This is a genomic window from Rhizobium esperanzae (genome assembly GCF_014197615.1).
Taxonomy (GTDB): Bacteria; Pseudomonadota; Alphaproteobacteria; order Rhizobiales; family Rhizobiaceae; genus Rhizobium; species Rhizobium esperanzae_A.
In genome coordinates this window covers 112,719-136,591 of sequence record NZ_JACIFY010000017.1, presented here as the reverse complement: position 1 = coordinate 136,591, position 23,873 = coordinate 112,719, and the positions used below count along the sequence as shown (strand labels likewise).

Sequence of the window (23,873 nt, the reverse complement as noted above, 5' to 3'; positions counted from 1 at the left end):
ATGGCCAGAAAAGTCACAACCCGGCGCAAGCTCATCGTCACCGCGATCGCCTGGACGCTTGGCATCCTGATCTTCTTCCCGATCCTCTGGACCTTCCTGACCAGTTTCAAGTCGGAAGCCGACGCCATCGCCTCGCCGCCGCAGTTCCTGTTCTTCCATTGGACGACGGAAAATTACGCGGAGGTGCAGAGCCGGTCGAATTATCTCAGCCACTTCATGAACTCGGTGATCATTTCCTTCGGCTCGACGCTGATCGGCCTGATCATCGCGATCCCGGCCGCCTGGGCGATGGCGTTTGCGCCGACCAAGCGGACCAAGGACGTGCTGATGTGGATGCTGTCGACCAAGATGATGCCGCCAGTCGGCGCGCTGATCCCGATCTATCTGATGTTCCGCAATTCTGGTCTGCTCGACACGCGCATCGGCCTGGTGATCGTGCTGACGCTGATCAACCTGCCGATCATCGTCTGGATGCTCTACACCTATTTCAAGGAAATCCCCGGCGAGATCCTCGAGGCGGCCCGTATGGACGGGGCGTCGCTGATGAAGGAAATCGTTTACGTGCTGACGCCGATGGCGGTGCCGGGCATTGCCTCGACGCTGCTTCTGAACATCATCCTTGCCTGGAACGAGGCTTTCTGGACGCTCAACCTCACCGCCTCCAAGGCGGCGCCGCTGACGGCCTTCATCGCCTCTTATTCCAGCCCGGAGGGCCTGTTCTATGCCAAGCTCTCGGCGGCCTCGACCATGGCGATCGCGCCGATCCTGATCCTCGGCTGGTTCAGCCAGAAACAACTTGTCCGCGGCCTGACCTTCGGCGCTGTGAAATAAGATAAAGGGAGACAAACATGGGCAGCATTACCCTTCAGAAGGTTTCCAAGGTCTTCGGCGAAGCCAAGGTCATCCCTTCGATCGATCTCGACATCAAGGACGGCGAGTTCGTCGTCTTCGTCGGCCCGTCGGGCTGCGGCAAGTCCACGCTGCTCAGGCTGATCGCCGGGCTCGAGGACGTCTCCGGCGGCAAGATCGTCATCGACGGCAGGGACGCCACCGAAAAAGCGCCGTCGGAGCGCGGCCTTGCCATGGTGTTCCAGTCCTATGCGCTCTACCCGCATATGAGCGTGCGCAACAACATCGCCTTCCCGCTGAAGATGGCGGGTGTCGACAAGGCGGAAATCGACCGCAAGGTGACGGATGCCGCCCGCGTGCTGAACCTCACCGATTATCTGGAGCGCAAGCCGCGCCAGCTTTCCGGCGGTCAGCGCCAGCGTGTCGCGATCGGCCGCGCCATCGTGCGCCAGCCTTCGGCTTTCCTCTTCGACGAGCCGCTGTCGAACCTCGATGCCGCGCTGCGCGTCAATATGCGTCTCGAAATCAGCGAGCTGCATCAGCAGCTGAAGACGACGATGGTCTATGTCACCCACGACCAGGTCGAGGCGATGACCATGGCCGACAAGATCGTCGTGCTGAACAGGGGCAATATCGAGCAGGTCGGCTCACCGCTCGAGCTTTACAGCCGTCCGCGCAACCTCTTCGTCGCTGGCTTCATCGGCTCGCCGAAGATGAATTTCATCAAGGGCCAGAACGCGGCTCAGCTCGGCGCCCATACGATCGGCATCCGTCCCGAACATATGCTGCTGTCGACGGAGAGCGGTGACTTGAAGGGCAGGGTCGTGGTCGCCGAGCATCTCGGTTCCGACACTTTCCTGCATATCGATGCGGAGGATATCGGCATGGTGACGGCACGCGGCAGCGGCGATTTTGCCGCCAAGGCGGGCGATATCGTCTACCTGACGCCGGACCGTTCGCGCATCCACAAATTCAACGAGGGCGGTCTTGCCATCTGAGACAGGCCACCGGGCTGGGGGCAGATGCGAGCCGGGCGATGGCGCCCGGCCGTCTCGGCAAGACCTTCAAGAGGACTGAAACATGACGTGCAAACTATCGCTGGCAACGCTTTCGGACGCAGCGCGCACTGCCGCCATCCCCGGATATGACCGGGCGTCGCTGACAGCCGGCATCGTGCATTTCGGCGTCGGCAATTTCCACCGCGCCCACCAGGCGATCTATCTCGACGATCTCTTCAATGCGGGCACGGATCACGACTGGGCAATCGTCGGCGCCGGCGTGCTGCCGTCGGATGCCGCCATGCGCGAAAAGCTTGCGGCCCAGGATTTTCTGACGACGGTGGTCGAGCAGGACAACAACAAGACGGCGGCGCGCGTCACCGCGCCGATGATCGACATCCTGCCGGTCGGAGATCCCGCCGCGATCATCGCCAGGCTCGCCGATCCCGAGATCCGCATCGTCTCGCTGACGATCACCGAGGGCGGTTATTTCATCGATGCCTCGGGCACCTTCAATCCGGCCCATCCGGCGATTGCCGCCGACGGGAAGAGCCCCGACGCGCCGCAGACGGTCTTCGGACTGATCGTTGCCGGCCTGAAGGTCCGCAAGGCGAGGGGCGTCGGCCCCTTCACCGTCATGTCCTGCGACAATATTCCCCATAACGGCATCGTCACTGCCAATGCGGTGGTCGGCACGGCGGCCCTTTCAGATCCCGGTTTTGCCGACTGGATCCGGGAAAACGTCGCCTTCCCGAATGCCATGGTCGACCGCATCACGCCGGCGACCGGCCAGCGCGAGATCGATTTCCTCAAGGACAATTTCGAGATCGAAGATAACTGGCCTGTTTATTGCGAGGAATTCAAGCAGTGGGTGCTCGAAGACAAGTTCACCGCCGGCCGGCCGGCGCTGGAAAAGGTCGGCGTGACCTTCGTGCCCGACGTCACGCCCTACGAGCACATGAAGATCCGCATCCTCAACGGCGGTCATGCGGCGATCGCCTATCCGGCGGCGCTGATGGACATTCATTTCGTTCATGATTCCATGGAAGACCCGCTCATCCGTGCCTTCCTCGCCAAGCTCGAGAAAGACGAGATCATCCCGATCGTGCCGCCGGTGCCGAACACGTCGCTGACGGAATATTTCGCGCTGATCGAACATCGCCTGCTCAATCCGAAAATTGCCGACACCATTCCGCGTCTGGCGCAGGACGGTTCGAACCGCCAGCCGAAGTTCATCCTGCCGTCGACGCTCGACAATCTCCGCCAGGGCAAGGATGTCGTCGGCCTGGCGCTGGTCTCGGCGCTGTGGTGCCGCTATTTCGCCGGCAAGACCGATAGCGGCAAGGATATCGTCTTCAACGACGCCAGCGCCGATCGCCTGCATGCGGCGGCGCTGAAGGCAAAGGACGATCCGTCGGCCTTCCTCGCCTTCGACGATATTTTCGGCGAGGTGGCGAAATCCGAACTTTTCCGCAAGCGTTTTGCCCATGCCCTCAAAACCCTGTGGGAAAAGGGCACGCGGGAAACCCTGCAACTCTATCTCGACGGCAAGCTCGCAGTGTAAGGAGACCGGATGGCGGCATTGCCTGCCGTCATCCGTCCAGCCTTGCGAGGCAAGCGGGATGGCGCTGCGTCCGAATTGAACTCAGGTTGGGTCTTTCATGGCTGATGCTGAAACACGGCTGGTCATTTTCGATTGCGACGGCGTGCTCGTCGACAGCGAGCCGATCTCGATCAGCGTGCTCGTCGAAGCGATGAACGATCTCGGCGTCTCGATCACCGAGGACCAGGCCTATGAACGGTTTCTCGGCCGCAGCCTCTCGACCCTCATCGATACGCTGGAAACCGAATTCAACGTCCACGCCGGCGAGGAATTCCTCGAGCGCATCCGCACCGATCTCTACGCCCGTTTTCGCACGGAACTGAAGCCGATCGACGGTATCGCCGCGACGATTGACGGGCTTGGCGTTCGCTGCTGCGTCGCCTCGTCCAGCCAGATGGAGCGAATCCGGCTGTCGCTGTCGGTGACCGGACTTATCGACAAGCTGCCCGACATCTTCAGCGCGACGATGGTCAAGCGCGGCAAGCCGGCGCCCGATCTCTTCCTGCATGCCGCGCGCGAAATGCAGGTCGAGCCGGCTCATTGCCTCGTCGTCGAGGACAGCCCGGCCGGCATTGCCGCCGCCAAGGCGGCCGGCATGACGGTCTTTGCCTTCACCGGCGGATCGCACGCCAACTTCGCCGGATATCGCGCCGAACTCGACCGCCTTTCGCCTGATGTGGTGTTTGACGTCATGCCGGATTTGATACACCTTGTCCGCGACCATAGACTGGATGGGACCAAGATTTGATGCGTGATCATGTGGTTGCGGTGGATATCGGCACGGGCAGTGCGCGTGCCGGGGTCTTCGATGCGCGTGGTCGCCTGCTCGCCAAGGCCGAACATCCGATCGTGATGAACCGGCCCCGTGAAAACCATGCCGAGCACGATTCCGAAGACATCTGGGCTGCCGCCTGTACGGCGGTGCGCAGGGCGATGGAGCAATCCGGCGTTGATCCCGCCTCGGTCGGCGCGATCGGCTTCGACGCCACCTGCTCGCTCGTCGTGCGCGACGTCGAGGGTCGGCAGATCAGCGTTTCCAGAGGTGGTGAGATACGCTTCGACACGATCGTCTGGCTCGATCACCGGGCGCTGAAGGAAGCCGATTTCTGTACGGCGACCGAGCATCGGGTGCTCGAACATTCCGGGCACGTGATGTCGCCCGAGATGGAAATGCCGAAGCTGATGTGGCTGAAGAAAAAGCTGCCCGCGACATGGGAAAAGGCCGGTTATTTCTTCGATCTCGCCGACTTCATGACCTGGAAATCGACCGGGTCGCTTGCCCGTTCGCGCTGCACGCTGACGGCGAAATGGAACTATCTCGCCCATCTCGAAAAGGGTTGGCAGCAGGATTTCCTGGAGCGGATCGGCCTCGAAGACCTTCAGGCGCGCGGCCACCTGCCGGATGAGACGATCGCTGTCGGAGACAGTGTCGGCCAGTTGACAGCGGATGCGGCGCAAGCCCTCGGCTTGACCACGGACTGCCATGTCTCAGCCGGGATGATCGACGCCTATGCGGGGGCGCTCGGCTCACTCGGCGGTTATGCCGCCGATCCTGTCAAACGCGAACACCAGCTGGCGCTGATCGCCGGCACGTCGAGCTGCATCGTCGCCTTTTCGCAGGAGCGCAAGCCGAGCCACGGCATGTGGGGCCCCTATTATGAGGCGGTCTTCCCGCAATGCTGGCTTGTTGAGGCCGGGCAATCGGCAACGGGTGCGCTGCTCGATCACATCGTGCGCATGCATGCGGCCGGCGACGAGCCGACCTCGGCGCTGCATCAAAAGATCGTCGCACGCATCGCCGAATTGCGGGCCGAGGAGGGCGATGCCTTCGGCTCGCGGATTTTCGTGCTGCCGGATTTTCACGGCAACCGCTCGCCGCTTGCCGATCCGCATGCCGTCGGCGTCGTCAGCGGGCTGACGCTCGATGCTTCCTTCGATGGGCTTTGCGCGCTCTATTGGCGCACGGCGGTGGCGATCGCGCTCGGCATCCGCCACATCCTGGAGAAAATGAAGGAATACGGCTACGTGCCCGATACGCTGCATATTGCCGGCGGGCATGTGAAAAACCCTGTGCTGATGGAGCTTTATAGCGACGCAACCGGCTGCAAGGTCGTGGTGCCGAAGATGAACGAGGCGGTGCTGCTCGGCACGGCCATTGCCGCATCCGTCGCCTGCGGCCTGCACAGGGATTTGGCCGCCGCCGGCGAGGCGATGTATCCCGGCGGTGAGGAACGGCTTCCCGACACGGCGAAGCAGGCGCTCTACGACCGCGACTACCGGCGTCTCCTCGCCATGCACCGGCACCGCGCCGAGCTGGAGGCGATGGCGTAGTTTTCAGTGATTGGCCGTCTCGCCGAGGACGGTCGCGAATTCCATCATGCGGCGACGGCGAAGTCCTGCCTCTTCTCCGACTTCGAGGATGACGGATTCCGACAGGCAATCGAGCAGCGCGATCAGCGGCGGAAGATTGTCGAGATCGGGCGCGCGCGCCGGCGGCAGGGGCAGCATGACATTCGACTGGTCGGCCATCCAATCTGCTTGCTGCGGTGAAATGAGCACGACCTTATAGCCGTAGCGCCGTGCGGTTCGGGCAAGCAGGCGCGCCTTGGCGAAGCGGCGACAATCGATGATGACGAGCAACGCGTCGTCGACCGCCAGCCGGGCGAAGAGTTCGGCAAAACGGTTGTCGGCGCCGTCGAGCGTGCGCACGCCGTCACGGGCTTGCGTCAGCCGCTGGCAGAAATGATGAGCAAGGCTGGCAAGCCGGGCATGCGTGGCGATCGACACTTCGCGGGCCGTGCTGATCAGGCTGACGGCTTCCGACCAGTGCGGCTGCGCCGTCAGATGATAGATATGGTGGAGCGCCTGGATCTGTTCGGCAACCAGAACGGCAAGCGGTTTGCCCTCCGCGGCGTCCTGATGCAGCTCGCTCATGGCGCTTTGCAATTGCGCCGGCGATGTCGTCACCGTCTCGCGAATTTCCACTTTGACACTGTCCAATCCCTGATAGCCGAGCGCGCGCAGGAAGCGCCCGACGGTCATCGGCGACAAATCCAGCCGGTCGGCGACGGACGCCGCTGTCTCGAATGGCAGGTCATTCAAATGTTCGGTAAAATATTTCGCGATACGGCGTTCGGCCGGCGTGCCGGTTTTTACGTATTGCCTGAGCTTTTGCACAAAATCTTCCACATCAGCCTCCCCCGTTTTTCCTCAGAGGCGTTCCGTGGACGCGCTGTTGCGACCCCTCGTCTTTGCAACTATTTCGGAAGCTGCTTCTCAGGCTCATGCATATTTGATACGCGACAATACTATATTAGCATTTAATTTTCGACAAGTTTTCTATTACCACATGCAATTTTATTCTCTCTTGTGGGTAGTCTCCATCTTTCCTACATCTTCCGCGCAACCGGAGACGCATGAGACATGATCCTTGACGCCGCTCGACTTTCGCTCGCCAATTTGTTCGCGCCGGAAACACGCGCAGTCTTCTGGAAGGTGCTCGGCCTGACAGTCCTCGTGCTGGTCGGTCTGTGGTTTGCGCTGCGTGGGGCCTTCATGGCTTTCCTCTTTCCCTGGCTCGCGAGCTTCTTTCCCGACATGCCGGATTGGGCGGGGTGGCTCGCTCTGGTTTTTGCCATTCTCGCCGGCATCGGCCTCGCGCTGATGCTGGCGCTGCTGCTTTCGCCGGTGACGGCGCTGATCGCCGGCCTGTTTCTCGACGATGTCGCCGACGTCATCGAAAAACGCGACTATCCCGCGGATGCGCCGGGCACTGCCATGCCGATCGGGCCGGCGATGGCCAGTTCGATCAAGTTCCTCGGCGTGGTGATCCTCGGCAATATCGTCGCTTTGCTGCTGCTGTTCATCCCCGGCGTCAATCTGATCGCGTTCTTTCTGGTGAACGGCTATCTGCTCGGACGTGAATTTTTCGAATTCGCCGCCATGCGCTTCCGCCCGCCGGAGGAGGCGCGGCTCTTCCGCGCCAAACACGCCTCCACCGTCTTTCTTGGCGGGCTGGTGATTGCGCTGTTTCTGGCGATCCCGTTCGTTAATCTTCTCACGCCGCTGTTTGCCGCCGGCATGATGGTGCATCTCCACAAGCTGATTTCCGCCCGCGAAACCGGCGTGCGCGCCTGAGGCTCAGCCGGGCAGGGCGGAGGCGTCGTACATCGCTGCGAATTCCGCGCTCGGCGGTATCGGCTTGATGATGTCGATCAGCACGCCGTTCGGATCGGCTGTGATGAAATGGCGCTGGCCGAAATCCTCATCGCGGATCTCCCGCAAAATCGGCAGACCGGCGGTCCGGCAGGCATCATAGACATGGTCGACATTCTCGACCTCGAAATTGAGCAGCAGGCCGGAGATCCTGCCGCGGGCTATGGCAGGAATGGTCTCGTGGCTGCCGTCGAGGATGGCGAGCGCGACATGCTCCGTCTCTGTCGATTGCAGGTGAACGTACCAGTCGTTTTCGAAGAGGGCTCGAAAGCCGAAGTGGCTGTTGTAGAAGGCGGCAGTGCCCGGAACATCGTCCGTCATGATCACCGGATAATAGCTGGTCGATTTCATGTCGTGCTCCCTTTCCAATTTACATACAGTCTGTATGTTTTTTAGCTATTAACATACATTCAGTTTGTATGTAAATAGATCCCATGAGCCGCAGCAATCGCGAGAGAACGGAACAGACAAGGCAGGCGCTGATCGACGCCGGACGGCGCATCTTCGTCGAGAAAGGTTATGCCGACACGGCAACGCCGGAGATCGTCACGGCGGCAGGGGTGACGCGTGGTGCGCTCTACCACCATTTCGAGGACAAGAAGGCGCTCTTCCGGGCGGTCATCGAGTGCGAGATGCAAGGGGTGGCCGAGGCGATCGCGGCGTCTTCGGCTCCCGGGGAAGGGCCGCGCGCTGCGCTGATCGCCGGCGCTTCGGCCTATTTCAGCGCAATGGCGCAGCCCGGGCGAACGCGGCTGTTGCTGATGGAAGCGCCTGCCGTTCTTGGCTTGCCGGCGACTGCGGCAATGGATGCCGAGAATGCGGAGGCGACTTTACGTGCGGGACTGGCAGCGCTCATGCCTCAGGCCGGAGCCCTGCTCGGTCCGCTGACATCGCTATTGTCGGCGGCTTTCGACCGTGCGGCGATCGCGATCGACGCCGGCGGAGAGAGGCGGGATTACGAACAGGCGATAACAGCCTTACTCGACGGCCTCGCCGATCATCTGCGGCGGTAGCTCGACGAGCGGCGCCGCCAGATCCCAACTCTTTTCCGGCGATTTGCAGATATCGGCGATGACGCAGCGTTCGCATTCCGGGCGGCGTGCCTTGCAGGTATAGCGCCCGTGCAGGATCAGCCAGTGATGGGCGTGGTAGAGATAGTGTTTCGGGATCACCTTCATCAATCGCGCCTCGACCTCGTCGGGCGTTTTGCCGGGCGCAAGCCGGATGCGGTTGGCAATGCGGAAGATGTGGGTATCGACGGCCATCGTCGCCTGGCCGAAGGCCATGGACAGCACGACATTGGCGGTTTTGCGGCCGACACCCGGCAATCTCACAAGTTCGTCGCGCGTCTCCGGCACCTTCCCGGCGAATTCGTCGACCAGCATCTGCGACAGTGCAATGACGTTTTTCGCCTTGTTGCGATAAAGCCCGATCGTTTTGATGTAGTCCCGAACCTTCTCCTCGCCGAGTTCCAGCATCTTTTCCGGCGTATCGGCAACCTTGAAAAGGGCGCGCGTCGCCTTGTTGACGCCGACATCGGTCGCCTGCGCCGACAGAGCGACGGCGACGACGAGGGTGAAGGGGTTGCTATGCTCGAGTTCGCCCTTCGGTTCCGGCCGCTGCACCGAGAAGCGGCGGAAGATCTCCTCGCGCTCGGCCGGCGAATAGGCGGTCTTCACCGTCGCCGCCGCCGGTTTGCTGCGGGCGATCACATTCGAGTTTTGCGACGGTTTGCCAACGGATTTGAGTTTCGGATTCGCCATGGGGAATCTATACTCATCGGCTATGATGGAAAGCAACGCCAACCGCTTCAACGAGCAACCTGTTTTCACCGCCGCGCTTTTCCCCCACCGGTCGCTCGGCCGCCGGGGCTTCAAGGTGCTGCTCGGCTTATCGGGTTCCGTCTGCTTCCTCTACGGCATGTTCTTCATCGCCACAGGCGCCTGGCCGATCGGTTTCTTCTTCGGTCTGGACTTCCTGCTTCTCTATGGCGCCTTCTGGCTGAGCTACCGTTCCGGACGGGCGCGCGAGGAGGTCACGGTGTCGCGCACGGATGTTTCGGTGCGCAAGTTTGCGCCATCCGGACGGATGGTGGAGCATCATTTCAATCCGTTCTGGGCGCGTTTCCTCGTTCGCCGGCACCAGGAGATCGGCATCCTCTCCATGCATATTTTCGGCGAGGGCCGGCGCACGGACATCGGCTCTTTCCTCAATCCCGACGATCGCGAAAGCTTCGCCAGGGCCTTCAAAGGAGCGCTTGCGACGGTCAAGCAGCGTATCTGACGCATTGCGCAAGAATCGGGTGGTTTACCCCAAGCCTATTGATTATCTCCTTGTGGCAAGGAGAAAGACCATGGATATGATTGCGAACCTGCAGACAGACATCACGCCTGATGGCCCTGATTATGATATCGTCCGTCGGGTCATCGAACTCATCACCGAGGATTACCGCGACCAGCCTTCGCTGGAAGCGATCGCCGCGCGGCTCAATCAGTCGCCGACGCAGCTGCAGAAAACTTTCACCCGCTGGGCGGGCCTCTCGCCCAAGGGTTTCCTGCAGGCGGTGACGCTCGACCACGCCAAGCGGCTGCTGCGCAAGGAAGACATGCCGTTGCTCGAGACGTCGATCGAGGTCGGCCTCTCCGGGCCGAGCCGACTGCACGATCTCTTCGTCACGCATGAGGCAATGTCGCCCGGCGAATGGAAAGCCAAGGGCGGCGGCCTCACCATCCGCTACGGCTTCCATATCTGCCCCTTCGGCATGGCGCTAATCATGGTGACCGATCGCGGTCTTGCCGGCCTTGCCTTCAGCGATTCCGGCGACGAGCGCGCCTGCCTCGAGGATATGACCTGCCGCTGGCCGAATGCCTGTTATGTCGAAGACCTCCAGGCGACGGTTCCCTATGCCGCCCGCATCTTCGAACCCGGCAGATGGTCCTCCGAGCAGCCGTTGCGCGTCGTGCTGATCGGCACCGATTTCCAGGTGCGTGTCTGGCAGAGCCTGCTGAAGATCCCGTTCGGCAAGGCGGTCACCTATTCCGATATCGCCAACGATATCGGCCGGCCGACGGCGCAGCGCGCCGTGGGGGCCGCAGTTGGGGCAAATCCGATCTCTTTCGTCGTGCCCTGCCACCGGGCGCTCGGCAAGAACGGTGCGTTGACCGGCTACCATTGGGGTCTCACCCGCAAGCGGGCGATGCTCGGCTGGGAATCGGCGCAAGCCTGAGCGGCATCGTCCGTCGCTTATCGCTCCGGCACTTCTCCCCGCTGGGGAGAAGAGGCCGGCGGCGATGTTTCGGCCAAATCCAGCAATGCCCGGGCCGCGCTTTCATCGGTGATCAGCGTGTTGCAGCCGATGCGCTTGATCGTGGCGCGGATGGCGATGGCGCGATGGGCGCCGCCGGAGGAGAGCACGATGTGCTTGGCCTCCTTCAGCGTATCGAGATCGACGGACATGACGCGCCGATTGATCGAGTGATCGACCGAATTGCCGTCCTTGTCGAGAAAGTTGAACATCGTATCGCAGACGCAGCCGGCATCGATCAGCTGCTGCAGCTCGGCCTTCGAGATCCAGCCCTCCGACAGCGAGGTCGAATGCGGGCCGATATCGCCGCAGCTGACGATGGCGAGATCGAGGTTCTCGGCCAGACGGTAGATCGTGTCCAGCCCGCATTTTTCGATCAAATTGCGCTTGGTCTCGATGGAATCGACGAGAAGCGGCGCCAGGAACATATAACATTCGGCGCCGAGCTGATTGGCCAGCCGCCATGTGTAATCGATCGGGTTCGTCTGATGCACGGCGACGATGCCGCCGAGCAGCGAAACGACCTTGCAATTGGCGCGGCGCGGCGGCCGGAAGCTCGACAGGGAGGCGGTCATGGTGCGACCCCAGCCGACGCCGATGGTATAGTCGTCGGGGATGGCTTCGGAGAGGAACTGGCCAAGCGCCAGGCCGACATTCCTCGCCAGAGAATTGACGTCGCCATGGATCGATGCCGGCACCACGATCGCCTCGTCGAGGCCGTAGGCGCGCTCCAGCTTCACCGCCAGTTCGACGCAGTCGCCGATCGAATCGTTGATCCAGATCTGTACTTCGCTGCGTTTCATCGCCTCGTCGAGCAGGCGGATGACGGTGGTGCGGCTGATGCCGAGCTGTTCGGCGACGTCCTTCTGGGTCAGTCCCTCATTGTAATAGAGCCATGCCGCCCTCAGCCGCAGCGAGGATGCCTCGGAATAGGCCGTGTGCGTGCCGCGTTTGAGTTTGACCACATTTCCTCCAGCCGAATTCCCGCCCTCAATCCCTTTTGGGATCAACGGCTGTCACGGCGCGTTTGTTGAGGGGGATAATGACGGGTGTGACACTTATGTCAATTGAAATGCACAAATGTCCTTGACTTTCCCTCAGACGAACGGCGATAGTCCTGGCGACACGAAGTCGTTCTGTCCGTCCGAGGAGGACATAGTGCGGGCATGCCGAAAGTCACGACCGGCCTTCCAGCCGCAGGCGTTGCCTGCGTTCGAGCGGGCGTTTGTCCGCGGGAACACCGCCACTGTCCTTTACGTTTATGAATCAGCCGTGACGGATGCGCGGATTTTCGCCTGCAGCATGCAAACTACCTGTCGGTAGATCACCTTCGCCGGGCGGAACTCGCACCGGTCGCAGCCCAAGTTCAACAAGGATTATTGACCATGACATCCAAGCTTGACCAACTCCGCGAGATTACCACCGTCGTCGCCGATACCGGTGACATCGAAGCCGTCGCCCGCCTGAAGCCTGTGGATTGCACGACCAACCCGAGCATCGTGCTGAAGGCATTGGGCACACCGATGTTTGCCGACGCCATCAAGGAAGCCGTCGCCTGGGGCAAGAAGCAGGGCGGCAATCCCGAAGCCGTTTCTTCGGCCGTTGCCGACCGTCTCGCCATCTCCGTCGGCGCTGCGCTTGTGAAGCTCGTCCCGGGCCGTGTTTCGACCGAAGTCGATGCCGATCTTTCCTTCGATACCGAAGCTTCGCTTGCCAAGGCGCGCGCGATCATCGCCGCCTACAAGGATCGCGGTATCGATCAGGACCGCATCCTCATCAAGCTTGCCTCCACCTGGGAAGGCATCCGCGCTGCGGAAGTGCTGCAGAAGGAAGGAATCGACTGCAACCTGACGCTTCTCTTCAGCAAGGCCCAGGCAATCGCCTGCGCCGACGCCAAAGTGTTCCTGATCTCGCCATTCGTCGGCCGTATCCTCGACTGGTACAAGAAATCGACAGGCAAGGACTTCACCGCCGAGGAAGATCCGGGCGTCATCTCCGTCCGTGATATCTACAATTACTACAAGGCAAACGACATCAAGACGATCGTCATGGGCGCCTCCTTCCGCAGCGCCGGCGAAATCGAAGCCCTTGCCGGCTGCGACCGCCTGACCATCAGCCCGAACCTGCTCGACGAGCTCGCCAAGGATGAAGGCAAGCTGGAGCGCAAGCTCTCGCCGAACAGCAGCAAGCCGGATCCGAAGGTCTCGGTCGATGAGAAGACCTTCCGCTGGATGATGAACGAAGACGCGATGGCGACGGAAAAACTCGCCGAAGGCATTCGCGCCTTCGCCAAGGACCTGACGACGCTGCGCACCATGGTGCAGAAGGAATTGCAGCTCGCCGCCGCCTGACACGGCGCTGCAAACAATAGGAGGCGCGGCTGCCGGCTGGCAGGCGCGCCTTTTTCGTGCTGTTATCAAGGGCATATGCTGTCGGAGACCGATATGGCAGGTGAAGAACGGGCAAATTCGCTTGCGGCATTTGCCTATAAGCATGCGAGCTTCATCATCGCCGTTGTTGCCGGGCTGGTGGTCTTCCTGGCCGCGACCTCGCGGGAGGTCAGCGCCGGCAACATCCTGTTCGGCTGGAATGTCAGCGCCGGCATGTTTGTCGTGCTCAGCTGGCGCAAGATGCTGCGGGCGACCGTTGAAGGCATCCGGAAACGCTCCGCGGATCTCGATTTTTCCGACACCGTCTTGCTGGCTCTTTCGATCGGCGCTGCAATTGCCAGCATTGCCGGCATCGGCATCGAGCTTCATTCGATCAAGGAAGCCGCACCTGATGTCGCGCTGGCGCGGGCGGGTGCGGCGGTACTGACGATCCTGATCTCCTGGATCTTCCTGCATACGCTTTTCACCATCCATTATGCCCATTATTTCTATGGCGGGGCAGACGAGGAGGGCGGTCTCAAATTTCCGGACGGGATCGAGGAGCCGGGCTACTGGGACTTCCTCTATTTCTCCTTCACCATCGGCGTCGCCGCCCAGACGGCCGATGTCGCGGTCAGTTCGACCAGCATGCGCAAGCTGACGCTGCTGCATGCCGTGCTGTCGTTCCTGTTCAACACGACGATCCTGGCGCTGGCGATCAATGTCGGGGCAAGCCTGCTTTAACCCCTTGCCGCCTTCCTGAAAAGCACCTCGAACTCGGCCAGGTCGCCGCGGGCGACATCCGAAATCGCCGAGAAAACAAGCCCGCCATCCGACCATTGCTCAATATTGTAGCCGTCATGCACGGCTGTCGTCTCGGCGGCCGATCCTGCGGGCCAAACGAACAGGTTGATGACATGGCCGTGGCGCCGGTAGACGAGGGCCGCAACGGCGCGACCGCCGAGATAGTCGACACGTCCGCCGATCAGCGGAAAGCCGTCCTTGGAGAGGTCGCTGACCGGCGGCGAAAAATCGACCTTGCCGTTGAACCACGGTTTTACCGTATGCTGATCCGAGGTCAGCACGTCGGTCAGATGGTCGGCCATCATGGACCTGATATGGCTTGAAAGGATCTGTTCCTGCAGAAGCGCGGTCTGAGACGGCACGTTGACGAACAGGAAGGCGCCGGCCGCAAGCGCCGCGAGTGAAGGAACCAAGCTCCATTGCCGGATGAAAACCAGGGCGCGGCGCCAGCCGGGCACCTGGCGTGGCAACGGCCGGCCGGATGTCGTCGTCTGTTCAAACGACAGCATTGACAGGACATGGGAACGCAGCGCTTCGGACGGTCGCCATTTGACGCCATCTTGATCGATGATCTCTCTCACGGCCTGAACCCTTTCCATCTCCGCCCTGCAATCCGTACAGGTAGCAAGATGATCCTCGAATTGTGCCGCGTGGACCGAATCGAGTTCGCCATCGACAAAGCCATGCAGCATGACACGCCATTCCGGGCAGCCTTTTTGGTGTGCGTCGCTCATCCTGCAGTCTCGCCTTTGTCGCATGCGTGCCAGGCTTCACCAAAATCACGCCGCGCCCTTGCAAGCCTCGACATGACGGTACCAATCGGCGCGTCGATGATTTCGGCGATCTGCCGGTAGGAGAGATCCTCAAGCTCCCGCAAGACGAGGATTTCCCGCATTGCCTCGGGGAGCCGGCTGATAACAGCGCGCACGCGCTGCTGTTCGCTTCGCCGGATCGTCGCCGCCTCTGGCGAATCCTCCTCCGAGGCGATCTCGTTCTCACCTGTTTCGTCGTCATCGCCATCACTCAGATGCCGTTCGAACCGCGCCTTGCGGCGATCCTGCTGGCGCCAGGCGTGGCAGCAGTTCCTCACGATGGCAAAGAGCCAGGCGCGCGGATCGCCACCGCGATAGCTATCGAAGTTGCGGAAAGCACGCAGGAATGCATCCTGGACGATATCTTGTGCCGCATCCGCGTCGCGGCTGAGGAACCGGGCAAAATTATAGGCAGCGTCAAGGTGCGGAACGATCATGTTCTGAAAGCGCTGCATGAGTTCATGCTGCGCGGTCGCATCGGCGGCCGAAGCAACCCGCTCGCCGCTCGACTTTGCCGAGACCATGGGGTGGAACAACCGCGCTGCGCTGTCGAGAAGTACGGCGAGCGGCGAAGGTCGAAGACGGTCCTTCCAATGTCGCCACGCCAGCGGCAACCACGCGTTTGATCCGATGGGATAGGTGATCTGAGCGTTTGTCATCATCCTCCCTGCCTCAATAGTCGCCGAATTTAACAGCGAGATCCGCAGGCATGGAGTGCGGTCCCTTGCCGTCTAGACCGACCGGCACGCAGTTTTATTCCAACCGAAGCCAATTTATTTGCACGCGGCCGGATAGCCGGCCGCGAACGATAGAAATGAGGATGTCTTTTCAAGCGCTTGAATAAATGACGCTCGAGATCGGGAATAAGCGCGTCCGGCTGGCGATCTAGTTCGTCAGCGAGGGCATCCGAACAATTGCGGTCCTCGCCAGCTGAAATCTCATCGACAAGAGGAGGCATATCCATGTTTACCATGTCACGTCGCGCCGTCCTTGGATCGGCTGCCGCGGCAGCTGCATTCGGGCTGTCGTCGAAGCTCGAATTCGTCGGGCCGGCGCTCGCCGCAACAACGCTGGAGCCGACCGTCGGCTTCTACAAATATCAGGTCGGCGATGTCGAAGTCACGGCGGTCTACGATGGAATCTGGAAAAAACCGCATGACCCGACCTTCATCAAGAATGCCTCGATCGAGGATACCAAGGAAGCGCTTTCCAAGGCAGGGCTTACGACCGAATTCATGCCGATCCCGCTGACGGTGGTCGTTCTGAAACTCGGCAACCGGCTGATCATGATGGATGCCGGCTCCGGCGTCGGTCAATGGCAGGCAAATGCCACACATCTGCCGGCGAATATGGCAGCCGCCGGCATCGATTATAAGAGGATCGACACGATCATGCTCTCGCATTTCCACCCGGATCACGTCTGGGGATTGATGGAAAAGGGAACGAACGATCCCGTCTTTCCGAACGCCGAACTCATCGTCAATGCCATCGAATATAACTGGTGGACGGAGCCCGGCCGGGTCGAGAAGCTTGCTGAAGGCCGTAAGCCGGCCGGCAAGCGCATCGCCGACGTCTTCCCGAAATGGAAGAACTGGAAACTGGTGGACGATGGTGCCGAGGTTGCGCCAGGCGTTCGGCTTCTTGCAGCGCCAGGCCATACACCGGGTCATTCGACCTATCTTGTGGCCTCCGGCAGCAAGCAACTGCTTGTCTCGGCCGATATCATGTACGTGCCGGCGCTGCTTGCGCCGCACCCCGACTGGCAGGGCAGTTATGATCAGGATGGGCCGGCGGCCATCGACACGCGCCGCCGTCTCATCGACCGCATCATTGCCGACAATATCGCCATCTGCGGCTCGCATTTCCCCTTCCCCGGCTCGGGCACCTTCGTCAAGGACGGAAGCGTCTACGGCTTTACGCCGACAGTCCAGGCCTGAAAGGCCGAATGGAGATCATCATGAAGAAATATCTCATTCTCGGATTCATCTGGCTCTGCGCCATATCCGCCGGTTTCTCCGCGGTGACGGCGCTTCCTGCTTTTGCCGTCGACAATATGGAATCGACGGACGCTCCCGATTTGACGTCGGTGCGCGCGAAGATCGATGCCAAGGATTATGCCGGCGCCCTGGCGGAGCTTCGCGGTCTTGCCGAAGACAACCAACAGGCAGATGTCTATAATCTCATGGGGTATACGCTGCGCAAGACCGGCGACTACAGAACGTCGCTGACCTACTACACCAAAGCGCTTGAGCTTCAACCCGATCACAAGGCTGCGCGTGAATATCTCGGCGAGCTCTATGTCGAAACGGGCGAGATGGCGAAGGCGGAGGAGCAGGTCTCATCGCTGAAGCAACTTTGCCCAAGCGGCTGCGAAGAACTCGAAGATCTGCAGAAGGCCATCGCTGCCAAAGGTGGCAACTGACGAGTCCATGAACGCGTGAACGGGCGGCCAAGCCGCCTGTTCTCTGCAAATCGGAGGGTATGATGGATAGCGCCTCAAGCCGGTCTCGACTGGCCGATTTCATTCTTCTCCCGGGCAGGCTGCTGCTGTCGCTGATCTTCCTGCATGAAGGTTCGGTGCTCGCATCAGATATCAGCGCGACCGTCGACACTTTCGCAAAACTGGGGCTTTCCGCGCCGGTTGCATTTGCTGTCATAGCACTTCAGCTCGGCGCCGGTCTTTCCGTTGCGGCGGGTTTTCTCGGCCGGCTTGGCGCATTGGCGCTGGCCTTCTTCTGCCTGGCGACCGCCTTCCTCTTTCACACGAATTTCGACAGCCAGAACGAGCTTCTGCATTTCGAGAAGGATCTGGCGATTGCCGGCGGCATGTTCGTCCTGGCGGCTTGCGGTGCAGGATCGATATCGATCGATAGGCTGCTGAGAAAGCGGGCAGAGCGAATGCATCCCTGGCTGAGGGCGGTGTTGTCGTGATGCGGGCGAGTTTTATCGCCTTCGAGGGCGAGCGCCGGTGAACGCGCCGGCGCAATAAAATCGAATAAAACCGAACAAACCGAAGCGTCGATGCGCGCTAGACTTCCGGCGACAGGTCAGGAGTGCAGCCATGACGTCTTATGTGCAAAGCAAACAACAAAAACCGATTCTCGTCTTTCTCGCAAAAGGCGCCGCCGGCGACATCGTCGCGCAATTGACTGAGAACGGACATGTCGCAACGGCCGTATCCTCGGTGCCGGAGCTCTTCGACGCGCTGCGGTCGGATCGATATTTCGTGGCGGTAACGATGCGATCGGATATCGATATGATCCGAAAGATCAAGACCATACCGGTCGTCAATATCGAGGTGTTTTTCCATTCCGTCCAATCGACTGCAAAGTCCGTTTCCTCTTCGAAGGAATTCGACAGCGACGCGTTTCTGAGAAGGGTCGGTGTGCTGACCGAAGCAAGGACGAACAGGATTTCTGCGGTGCAGACGACCCCGGCGGTCGGTGAGGCAGCAATGGCAGGCGCGGCGAAGGCATCCCGCTGGCGCGCTGCCACATCGCTTCTTCTCAGCCGCCGTGCCGCGCCCAGTGCGGAAAGGGCCGATTAGCGTGGCGGCATCCCCATCGCCGGCGGACCGGTCTTCGCCGGGCCCGGATGATCCGGCTTGGTCTCTTCGCCCGCACGCCTCGCGTCTTTCTCGATTGCGTCGGCTTGAAAGCATTGTTCCGAAGCCGGAAATTTTTACGTGGTGCGGGTGTCTTTTCATGTTCCAGCTGCTCGGGGCGGCCGCGGCAAGCGGGTATATCATCACCGCATTGTTTCTGTTCGTGGCGATCGGCCGGCTGATCAGAAACGCTCTCCATACGCTCACCGCATGGCTCCCCAACCGCTCGGCTTTGAAACATTATACGATGGCGGCCGTCTCTTTGATGTTCTTTTGCCTGCTGGTCATTCGGATGTGTTTCATCACCACGGTCATCATCGATAGCGCGATCGGAGGTCATGATATGAAAATCAGCGGCGATCCCGAAAGCCAGTTTTGACCGGACGGTTGCCCGCAATATATCGCAACATTATGAAATGTAGCATTGCACGATCGTTGATATCCTGAAGGCGGAGCCGTGTCGGCGCGGTGAAATGTGATAGTTGCGCGCCGAAGAGATATCTTCCGGCACGAGTGAACGACGATGGCGTATGAAATGGCAGTTCCCAATCAGGCTCATATTCTCATCGTCGAAGACGATCCCGCAATCGCCGACATGCTGGTCGACCTTGTTCGAACCGGCGGCTTCGCGGCCTCATCGGTGGAGACCGGCGCGGCGATGGATCGGATGATGGCGCGGCAGCAATTCGATCTCATCGTTCTCGATGCGATGTTGCCGGGTGAGGACGGTTTCAGCATCTGCAGGCGGCTGCGTGCCTCGGGTTCGGTGCCGATCCTGATGTTGACGGCGCTCCACGAGGATATCGATCGCATTCTGGGACTGGAGCTCGGAGCCGACGACTATGTCACAAAACCATTCAACTCCCGCGAGTTGCTCGCTCGGATCAAAACCATTCTCCGGAGAGCATCATATGCTCATCATCACGAGGAGGCGCTTGGGCCCATGACCTTCTCGGGATGGCGCATCGATCCCAAAAGCCGTCAACTCCTCGATGCGGACGGAGCCCAGGTTTCGATGACCACCGCGGAGTTCGATCTCCTCCTGGCATTCTGCTGCAATCCGAACAAGGTCTTGACGCGCGAACAACTCCTGTCGATGACACATGCCGGATCGGCGGGGCCGGTGGAGCGCAGCATCGACGCCCACATCAGCCGGGTCAGGCAAAAGATAGAGCCAAATCTGAAAGACCCGACATTCATCAAGACGGTGCGGCTGGGGGGCTATCTTTTCGCATCCAAGGTAGAGCGCCTCTCGTGAGAAATTTTCGGCGAGCTTCGATCCAAAACCAGATCCTCATTCTGGCGACCCTCCTTGTCGTCCTCGTTTCCGCCGTGGCGACGGCCATGGAGCCATTCATCTACGGCCGCCATGATCGCGGGTTTCAAAATGGCCTGTTTGCCGCGAGAGCGGCGATGATTGCGGAGCAATTTGCGCAGGCAGGTTCCATGCAGGATGAAGACGTCGTCCTGAAGAGAGCTGCGGCGCTCGGCATTGTGGTCGAAAGAGCGTCCCCGGATCGGCTTCACGCAGGAGAACAACTGGTATCTCCCGGCGACCTCGTGGTGCGCATCGACGCGATGCTCGCCGACAATGCTTTCACGGCATTTCATCGCTTCGTCATGGGGCAATCGCACCCCGACCTTCTGACTGTCGGAATTGACGATATGCGTGCCCTCATCTTTCAACTGCCGATTTTTCCCGGCTATTTGTGGTTTGCTCCGGCAGCGGCAAGCGGATTTTTGAAGATCGTCGTTCCTTTGGTGCTGCTTGCCTATTTCAGCAGCTGGCTGATCACCAAACCTCTGAGGCGTTTTGCTGCCGCTGCAAAGCAAGCGAGCGCGGAAGGCAGTTTGGAAAAGCCTTTCGAAGCTGACGGCGCAGCCGAGATCCGCAGCCTGGCGGAATCACTCAATGTCATGAGCGATCGGATCCAGAGCATGTCGGAGGATCGCACAAGAATGCTGAGTGGCGTGGGCCATGATCTGAGAACCCCCTTGACGCGGTTGCGGATGCGGGCGGAGCGTTCCGCAGAGCCGGAACTTCGCAGCCTGATGCTGGCCGATATCGCCACCTTGAATTTCATGATCGACGACTGTCTGGCCTATTTCAAGGACCCATCGGTGAGGGCGGTCGATCGGAAGGTCGATATCTCAAGCCTGCTGCAGACGATCGCGACCGATTTTTCCGACACCGGCATCGATGTGCGGTTCACCGGGCCGCGACGGCTGGCCTTTATCTGCAAACCTCAGGCATTGAGCCGCGCGATTACGAATTTGGTGGAGAATGCGTCCCGCTACGCTACGCAAGTCGAAATCGGCTTGGAGCGTCACGATGACGGTGGGATCGAAATAAGGGTCAGCGACAATGGTCCCGGCTTGACGGATGAACTCAAGGCGAAGGTTTTGGAGCCATTCTTCAAGGCGGATAAATCCCGACAGTTCGGCGCCGAAGGCGGTTCCGGGCTTGGGCTTGGTCTTCCGATCGCCAAAGGGATCATCACCAAAGCACACAACGGACAATTGACATTGTTGGACGGGAAGCCGAGCGGTTTGGTCGTCATGATCGACCTTCCCGCCGTTCAGGCGGCGCAGGCCGACGGACCGCCGACGGTTCCGTCATCGCATTGACGGCCTGACGGCGCGAACATTTCCGCATATGATAACAAACACAGCAATATTCGAATTCCATAAAACCGGTCCCAGCAGATCCCATGCCGTTCGGCATTACCAAAGCTGGAGCCCAATCCTTGATCAAGAATTTGAACGTCGGTGCAGCGCTTCTCGCCTGCTTGAGTGTTGCCGCCTGCACGACCCCTGACCCCACGGCTTATGCCGGACTTGCTTCGGCATCGCAGCTTCAGCCGAATACGGCTGATAAAACCGGCCGTGTGCCCTATCGCTATCAGACGAATGTCGACTGGAGCCGATACTCCAGGATCATCGTCGATCCCGTTACCGTTTATAACGGCCCCGACAGTCAGTTCGGCAAACTCCCCGAAAAGGACAAGGTCCTGCTGGCCAACTACATGCAGGACCAGTTCACGGAAAAATTGAAGACGCGCTTTGCCATCGTCGGCACGGCGGCTCCGGCCACCCTCAGATTGCATCTGACGCTGACCGGCGCAAAGGCGACGACGGCGGTCCTCGGGACGGCCACACGCGTCGATGTCGCAGGCGGATTGTACAACACCGTCCAGGCCGTACGCGGCCGCGAAGGCTCGATGACCGGTTCGGTAAATTATGCCGTGGAGATCTACGATGCCGCGAGCAACCGTCTCCTGTCGTCATACGTCGCCAAGCAATATCCCAATGCGATGAATATCGGCGCAAGCTTCACGGCGATGGGCGCCTCCATGGTGGGCGTCCGCAAAGGCGCCGACGCCCTGCTGGCCGAGTTGAAATAGGCGAAGATCAAAGAGCCTGCGTTTCCGCTCACAAGATCGCCTGCCCGGCCAACAATGCAAGGACGAGGAAGATCAGGAAGATCACCAGCGCGATGCCGAAGAGAACGCGGGCGATGGTCGCGGTGGCCGCGGAGACCCCGGAAAAACCGAAGAAGCCGGCGATGATCGAAATGACGAAAAATATCAGAGCCCATTTCAGCATGGCAACATCCTTTGCGTTTGCTGGAATACGCGGCAGCCGGGAAATTGTTCCAGATGGCTTGCGATGGAGATTGCGTTGCCGGTGCCGCCAAAGCGAACATCAACTTGCCAATCTTCGGCTTGATCCCCTCGGTACTGGTGTGGTGCGTCGAATTTTGTCGCCTGGCCGCTTCTCGCCTCAAGCGGGTCGGTGCATGATTCCGGAGTGGTGGCGGGCAAATGCCGGCCGCCACACAGCCTGAGCCTTCCAGATGAGGGCTGTTCGCCGCTCAACCGTGATTGATCATCACGTGGCGCACGGCGGTGTAATCCTCCAGCGCGTAGGCCGACATGTCCTTGCCGTAGCCCGACTGTTTGAGGCCGCCATGCGGCATCTCGTTGGCCAGCATGAAATGCGTGTTGATCCAGGTGCAGCCATATTGCAGCTGGGCGGCGGTCTTCATGCCGCGGCCGATATCCTTGGTCCAGACCGAGGAGGCCAGGCCGTAATCGCTGTCGTTTGCCCAGGCAATGGCGTCATCGGTATCGGAAAAGCGAGTGACCGAGACGACCGGGCCGAAGACCTCGCGGCGGACGATCTCGTCGTCCTGCAGCGCGCCTGCTATGACGGTCGGCGTGAAGAAGAAGCCCTTGTCGCCGGAGACCTTGCCGCCGGTGGTGATCTCCATGTGCTTGTGTTCGGAAGCGCGGGCGACGAAGCTTTCGACGCGGTCGCGCTGGCGTCTGGAGATCAGCGGGCCGATCTCGTTTGCGGTGTCGTCGGCCTGGTTGAAGCGGATGCTTGCGACGGCTGAAGAGAGATCGGCGACGAAATTGTCGTAGACCTTGGCATCGGCATAGATGCGGCAGGCGGCGGTGCAGTCCTGGCCGGCATTGTAATAGCCGAAGGTGCGGATGCCTGACACGACGGCGTCGATATCGGCATCGTCGAAGACGATGACCGGGGCCTTGCCGCCGAGTTCCAGATGGGTGCGTTTGACCGTCTTGGCAGCGGCCTGCAGCACCTTTTTGCCGGTCGCAACATCGCCTGTGATCGAGACCATACCGATCTTGGCATGATTGATCAGCGCGTTGCCGACGCTTTCGCCGCGGCCGAGGATGACGTTGACGACCCCTTCGGGAAGGATGTCGGAGAGCAGTTTCGCCATTTTCAGCGCTGTCAGCGGCGTCTGCTCGGAAGGCTTGAAGACGACGGTATTGCCGCCGGCGATCGCCGGCGCCAACTTCCAGGCCATCATCATCAGCGGATAATTCCACGGCGCGATCGAGCCGACAATGCCGATCGGATCGCGGCGGATCATTGAGGTGTGGCCGGGCAGATATTCGCCGGCGGCCGGTGCGTGCAGGTTGCGCACGGCGCCCGCGAAGAAGCGATAACAATCGACGATCGCCGGGATTTCGTCGTTCAGCACCGCATTGATCGGCTTGCCGCAGTTCAGCGCTTCCAGCGCGGCGAAACCGGCGGCATCCTTTTCGATCGCGTCGGCGATCTTCAGCAGATAGCCGGAACGTTCGCCCGGCGTCGTCTGCGACCAGCTCTTGAAGGCTTTTTCGGCGGCATCGACGGCGGCGTCGACCTGAGAAAGCGAGGCCTCTGGAAGGTCGATCACCGTCGCGCCGGTCTTCGGGTTCAGGATATGCTCTTCCGTCTCCGTGCCTTTTTCGAAACGAGACCCGATCAGCATCTGGATATCCATGAATGTTCTCCCT

Annotated in this window: 27 protein-coding genes; 19 read left to right on the top strand and 8 right to left on the bottom strand. The window is 60.5% G+C overall.

From position 1 onward, the window contains the following. The 5 genes from GGD57_RS21815 to GGD57_RS21795 all read left to right on the top strand — a co-directional run bounded on the left by GGD57_RS21815 (position 1) and on the right by GGD57_RS21795 (position 5,781). Positions 1 to 831, top strand: coding sequence for a carbohydrate ABC transporter permease (locus tag GGD57_RS21815; RefSeq protein ID WP_184472349.1), 831 nt, complete (start codon positions 1 to 3; stop codon positions 829 to 831). Positions 832 to 848: 17 nt separating this feature from the next. After that, positions 849 to 1,847 carry an ABC transporter ATP-binding protein gene (locus GGD57_RS21810; protein WP_184472348.1) on the top strand — a complete coding sequence of 333 codons (999 nt, stop codon included), beginning with the start codon at positions 849 to 851 and terminating at the stop codon, positions 1,845 to 1,847. 82 nt (positions 1,848 to 1,929) lie between these two features. Further along, positions 1,930 to 3,411 (top strand): mannitol dehydrogenase family protein, encoded by a 1,482-nt coding sequence (locus GGD57_RS21805; RefSeq protein ID WP_184472347.1) that lies wholly within the window; start codon positions 1,930 to 1,932, stop codon positions 3,409 to 3,411. 97 nt (positions 3,412 to 3,508) lie between these two features. After that, positions 3,509 to 4,198 carry an HAD family hydrolase gene (locus GGD57_RS21800; protein WP_184472346.1) on the top strand — a complete coding sequence of 230 codons (690 nt, stop codon included), beginning with the start codon at positions 3,509 to 3,511 and terminating at the stop codon, positions 4,196 to 4,198. Continuing rightward, complete coding sequence (locus tag GGD57_RS21795; protein ID WP_184472345.1) at positions 4,198 to 5,781, top strand: FGGY-family carbohydrate kinase; 1,584 nt, start codon at positions 4,198 to 4,200, stop codon at positions 5,779 to 5,781. The genes GGD57_RS21800 and GGD57_RS21795 overlap by 1 nt, the downstream gene beginning before the upstream one ends. Before the next feature lie 3 nt (positions 5,782 to 5,784). On the opposite strand, the gene GGD57_RS21790 is transcribed toward GGD57_RS21795, so the two are convergent. Next, positions 5,785 to 6,639, bottom strand: a complete 855-nt coding sequence (locus GGD57_RS21790) for a MurR/RpiR family transcriptional regulator (protein WP_085738453.1) — start codon at positions 6,637 to 6,639, stop codon at positions 5,785 to 5,787. A gap of 234 nt (positions 6,640 to 6,873) precedes the next feature. Here GGD57_RS21790 and GGD57_RS21785 point away from each other — a divergent pair, with 234 nt between their 5' ends. Continuing rightward, a complete protein-coding gene (locus GGD57_RS21785) occupies positions 6,874 to 7,587 on the top strand; it encodes a sulfate transporter family protein (RefSeq protein ID WP_184472344.1) in 714 nt (237 codons plus the stop codon). A gap of 3 nt (positions 7,588 to 7,590) precedes the next feature. On the opposite strand, the gene GGD57_RS21780 is transcribed toward GGD57_RS21785, so the two are convergent. Then, the gene (locus GGD57_RS21780; protein WP_184472343.1) at positions 7,591 to 8,016 is read right to left on the bottom strand and encodes a VOC family protein; all 426 of its coding nucleotides are present in this window, start codon (positions 8,014 to 8,016) and stop codon (positions 7,591 to 7,593) included. Between the two features lie 83 nt (positions 8,017 to 8,099). Between GGD57_RS21780 and GGD57_RS21775 the strand changes: the two genes are divergently transcribed. Further along, positions 8,100 to 8,678, top strand: coding sequence for a TetR/AcrR family transcriptional regulator (locus tag GGD57_RS21775; protein ID WP_184472342.1), 579 nt, complete (start codon positions 8,100 to 8,102; stop codon positions 8,676 to 8,678). Here GGD57_RS21775 and nth read toward each other — a convergent pair. Continuing rightward, on the bottom strand, positions 8,643 to 9,428 hold the full coding sequence (gene nth, locus GGD57_RS21770) for an endonuclease III (protein ID WP_184472341.1): 786 nt from the start codon (positions 9,426 to 9,428) through the stop codon (positions 8,643 to 8,645). The genes GGD57_RS21775 and nth overlap by 36 nt on opposite strands. A 22-nt stretch (positions 9,429 to 9,450) precedes the next feature. Between nth and GGD57_RS21765 the strand changes: the two genes are divergently transcribed. Further along, positions 9,451 to 9,948: a DUF2244 domain-containing protein gene (locus GGD57_RS21765; protein ID WP_184472380.1), complete on the top strand. Its 498-nt coding sequence runs from the start codon at positions 9,451 to 9,453 to the stop codon at positions 9,946 to 9,948. A 70-nt stretch (positions 9,949 to 10,018) separates the two neighbouring features. Then, on the top strand, positions 10,019 to 10,891 hold the full coding sequence (locus GGD57_RS21760) for a methylated-DNA--[protein]-cysteine S-methyltransferase (protein WP_184472340.1): 873 nt from the start codon (positions 10,019 to 10,021) through the stop codon (positions 10,889 to 10,891). Positions 10,892 to 10,908: 17 nt separating this feature from the next. Here GGD57_RS21760 and GGD57_RS21755 read toward each other — a convergent pair whose 3' ends face one another. Continuing rightward, a complete protein-coding gene (locus GGD57_RS21755; protein ID WP_184472339.1) occupies positions 10,909 to 11,934 on the bottom strand; it encodes a sugar-binding domain-containing protein in 1,026 nt (341 codons plus the stop codon). Between the two features lie 420 nt (positions 11,935 to 12,354). On the opposite strand from GGD57_RS21755, the gene tal reads away from it, so the two are divergent. Together tal and GGD57_RS21745 are read left to right on the top strand one after the other, a co-directional pair. Beyond that, on the top strand, positions 12,355 to 13,320 hold the full coding sequence (gene tal / locus GGD57_RS21750; RefSeq protein WP_184472338.1) for a transaldolase: 966 nt from the start codon (positions 12,355 to 12,357) through the stop codon (positions 13,318 to 13,320). A 93-nt stretch (positions 13,321 to 13,413) separates the two neighbouring features. Continuing rightward, entirely contained in the window at positions 13,414 to 14,082 is a 669-nt protein-coding gene (locus GGD57_RS21745; protein WP_184472337.1) for a DUF1345 domain-containing protein, read from the top strand. On the opposite strand, the gene GGD57_RS21740 is transcribed toward GGD57_RS21745, so the two are convergent. Next, complete coding sequence (locus GGD57_RS21740; protein ID WP_184472336.1) at positions 14,079 to 14,876, bottom strand: anti-sigma factor family protein; 798 nt, start codon at positions 14,874 to 14,876, stop codon at positions 14,079 to 14,081. The two genes, GGD57_RS21745 and GGD57_RS21740, sit on opposite strands and share 4 nt — an antisense overlap. After that, on the bottom strand, positions 14,873 to 15,616 hold the full coding sequence (locus GGD57_RS21735) for a sigma-70 family RNA polymerase sigma factor (protein WP_184472335.1): 744 nt from the start codon (positions 15,614 to 15,616) through the stop codon (positions 14,873 to 14,875). Before GGD57_RS21735 ends, GGD57_RS21740 begins: the two co-directional genes overlap by 4 nt. Before the next feature lie 300 nt (positions 15,617 to 15,916). Here GGD57_RS21735 and GGD57_RS21730 point away from each other — a divergent pair, with 300 nt between their 5' ends. The 8 genes from GGD57_RS21730 (at position 15,917) to GGD57_RS21695 (ending at position 21,962) form a co-directional block, all read left to right on the top strand. Beyond that, positions 15,917 to 16,891: an MBL fold metallo-hydrolase gene (locus tag GGD57_RS21730; protein WP_184472334.1), complete on the top strand. Its 975-nt coding sequence runs from the start codon at positions 15,917 to 15,919 to the stop codon at positions 16,889 to 16,891. Between the two features lie 20 nt (positions 16,892 to 16,911). Beyond that, positions 16,912 to 17,376, top strand: coding sequence for a tetratricopeptide repeat protein (locus tag GGD57_RS21725; RefSeq protein WP_184472333.1), 465 nt, complete (start codon positions 16,912 to 16,914; stop codon positions 17,374 to 17,376). Between the two features lie 59 nt (positions 17,377 to 17,435). Next, positions 17,436 to 17,885 carry a DoxX family protein gene (locus tag GGD57_RS21720; RefSeq protein ID WP_246713713.1) on the top strand — a complete coding sequence of 150 codons (450 nt, stop codon included), beginning with the start codon at positions 17,436 to 17,438 and terminating at the stop codon, positions 17,883 to 17,885. A gap of 130 nt (positions 17,886 to 18,015) precedes the next feature. Beyond that, entirely contained in the window at positions 18,016 to 18,501 is a 486-nt protein-coding gene (locus GGD57_RS21715) for a hypothetical protein (RefSeq protein WP_184472331.1), read from the top strand. Positions 18,502 to 18,658: 157 nt separating this feature from the next. Then, positions 18,659 to 18,937 (top strand): hypothetical protein, encoded by a 279-nt coding sequence (locus GGD57_RS21710; protein ID WP_184472330.1) that lies wholly within the window; start codon positions 18,659 to 18,661, stop codon positions 18,935 to 18,937. Between the two features lie 156 nt (positions 18,938 to 19,093). Further along, entirely contained in the window at positions 19,094 to 19,816 is a 723-nt protein-coding gene (locus GGD57_RS21705; protein WP_184472329.1) for a response regulator, read from the top strand. Next, positions 19,813 to 21,186 carry an ATP-binding protein gene (locus tag GGD57_RS21700; protein WP_184472328.1) on the top strand — a complete coding sequence of 458 codons (1,374 nt, stop codon included), beginning with the start codon at positions 19,813 to 19,815 and terminating at the stop codon, positions 21,184 to 21,186. The genes GGD57_RS21705 and GGD57_RS21700 overlap by 4 nt, the downstream gene beginning before the upstream one ends. A gap of 119 nt (positions 21,187 to 21,305) precedes the next feature. Continuing rightward, on the top strand, positions 21,306 to 21,962 hold the full coding sequence (locus GGD57_RS21695; RefSeq protein WP_210303990.1) for a DUF3313 domain-containing protein: 657 nt from the start codon (positions 21,306 to 21,308) through the stop codon (positions 21,960 to 21,962). Positions 21,963 to 21,990: 28 nt separating this feature from the next. Here GGD57_RS21695 and GGD57_RS21690 read toward each other — a convergent pair whose 3' ends face one another. Then, a complete protein-coding gene (locus GGD57_RS21690; protein ID WP_003582429.1) occupies positions 21,991 to 22,164 on the bottom strand; it encodes a DUF1328 domain-containing protein in 174 nt (57 codons plus the stop codon). Positions 22,165 to 22,432: 268 nt separating this feature from the next. Then, positions 22,433 to 23,860 carry a gamma-aminobutyraldehyde dehydrogenase gene (locus tag GGD57_RS21685; protein ID WP_184472326.1) on the bottom strand — a complete coding sequence of 476 codons (1,428 nt, stop codon included), beginning with the start codon at positions 23,858 to 23,860 and terminating at the stop codon, positions 22,433 to 22,435. Positions 23,861 to 23,873 lie beyond the last annotated feature (13 nt).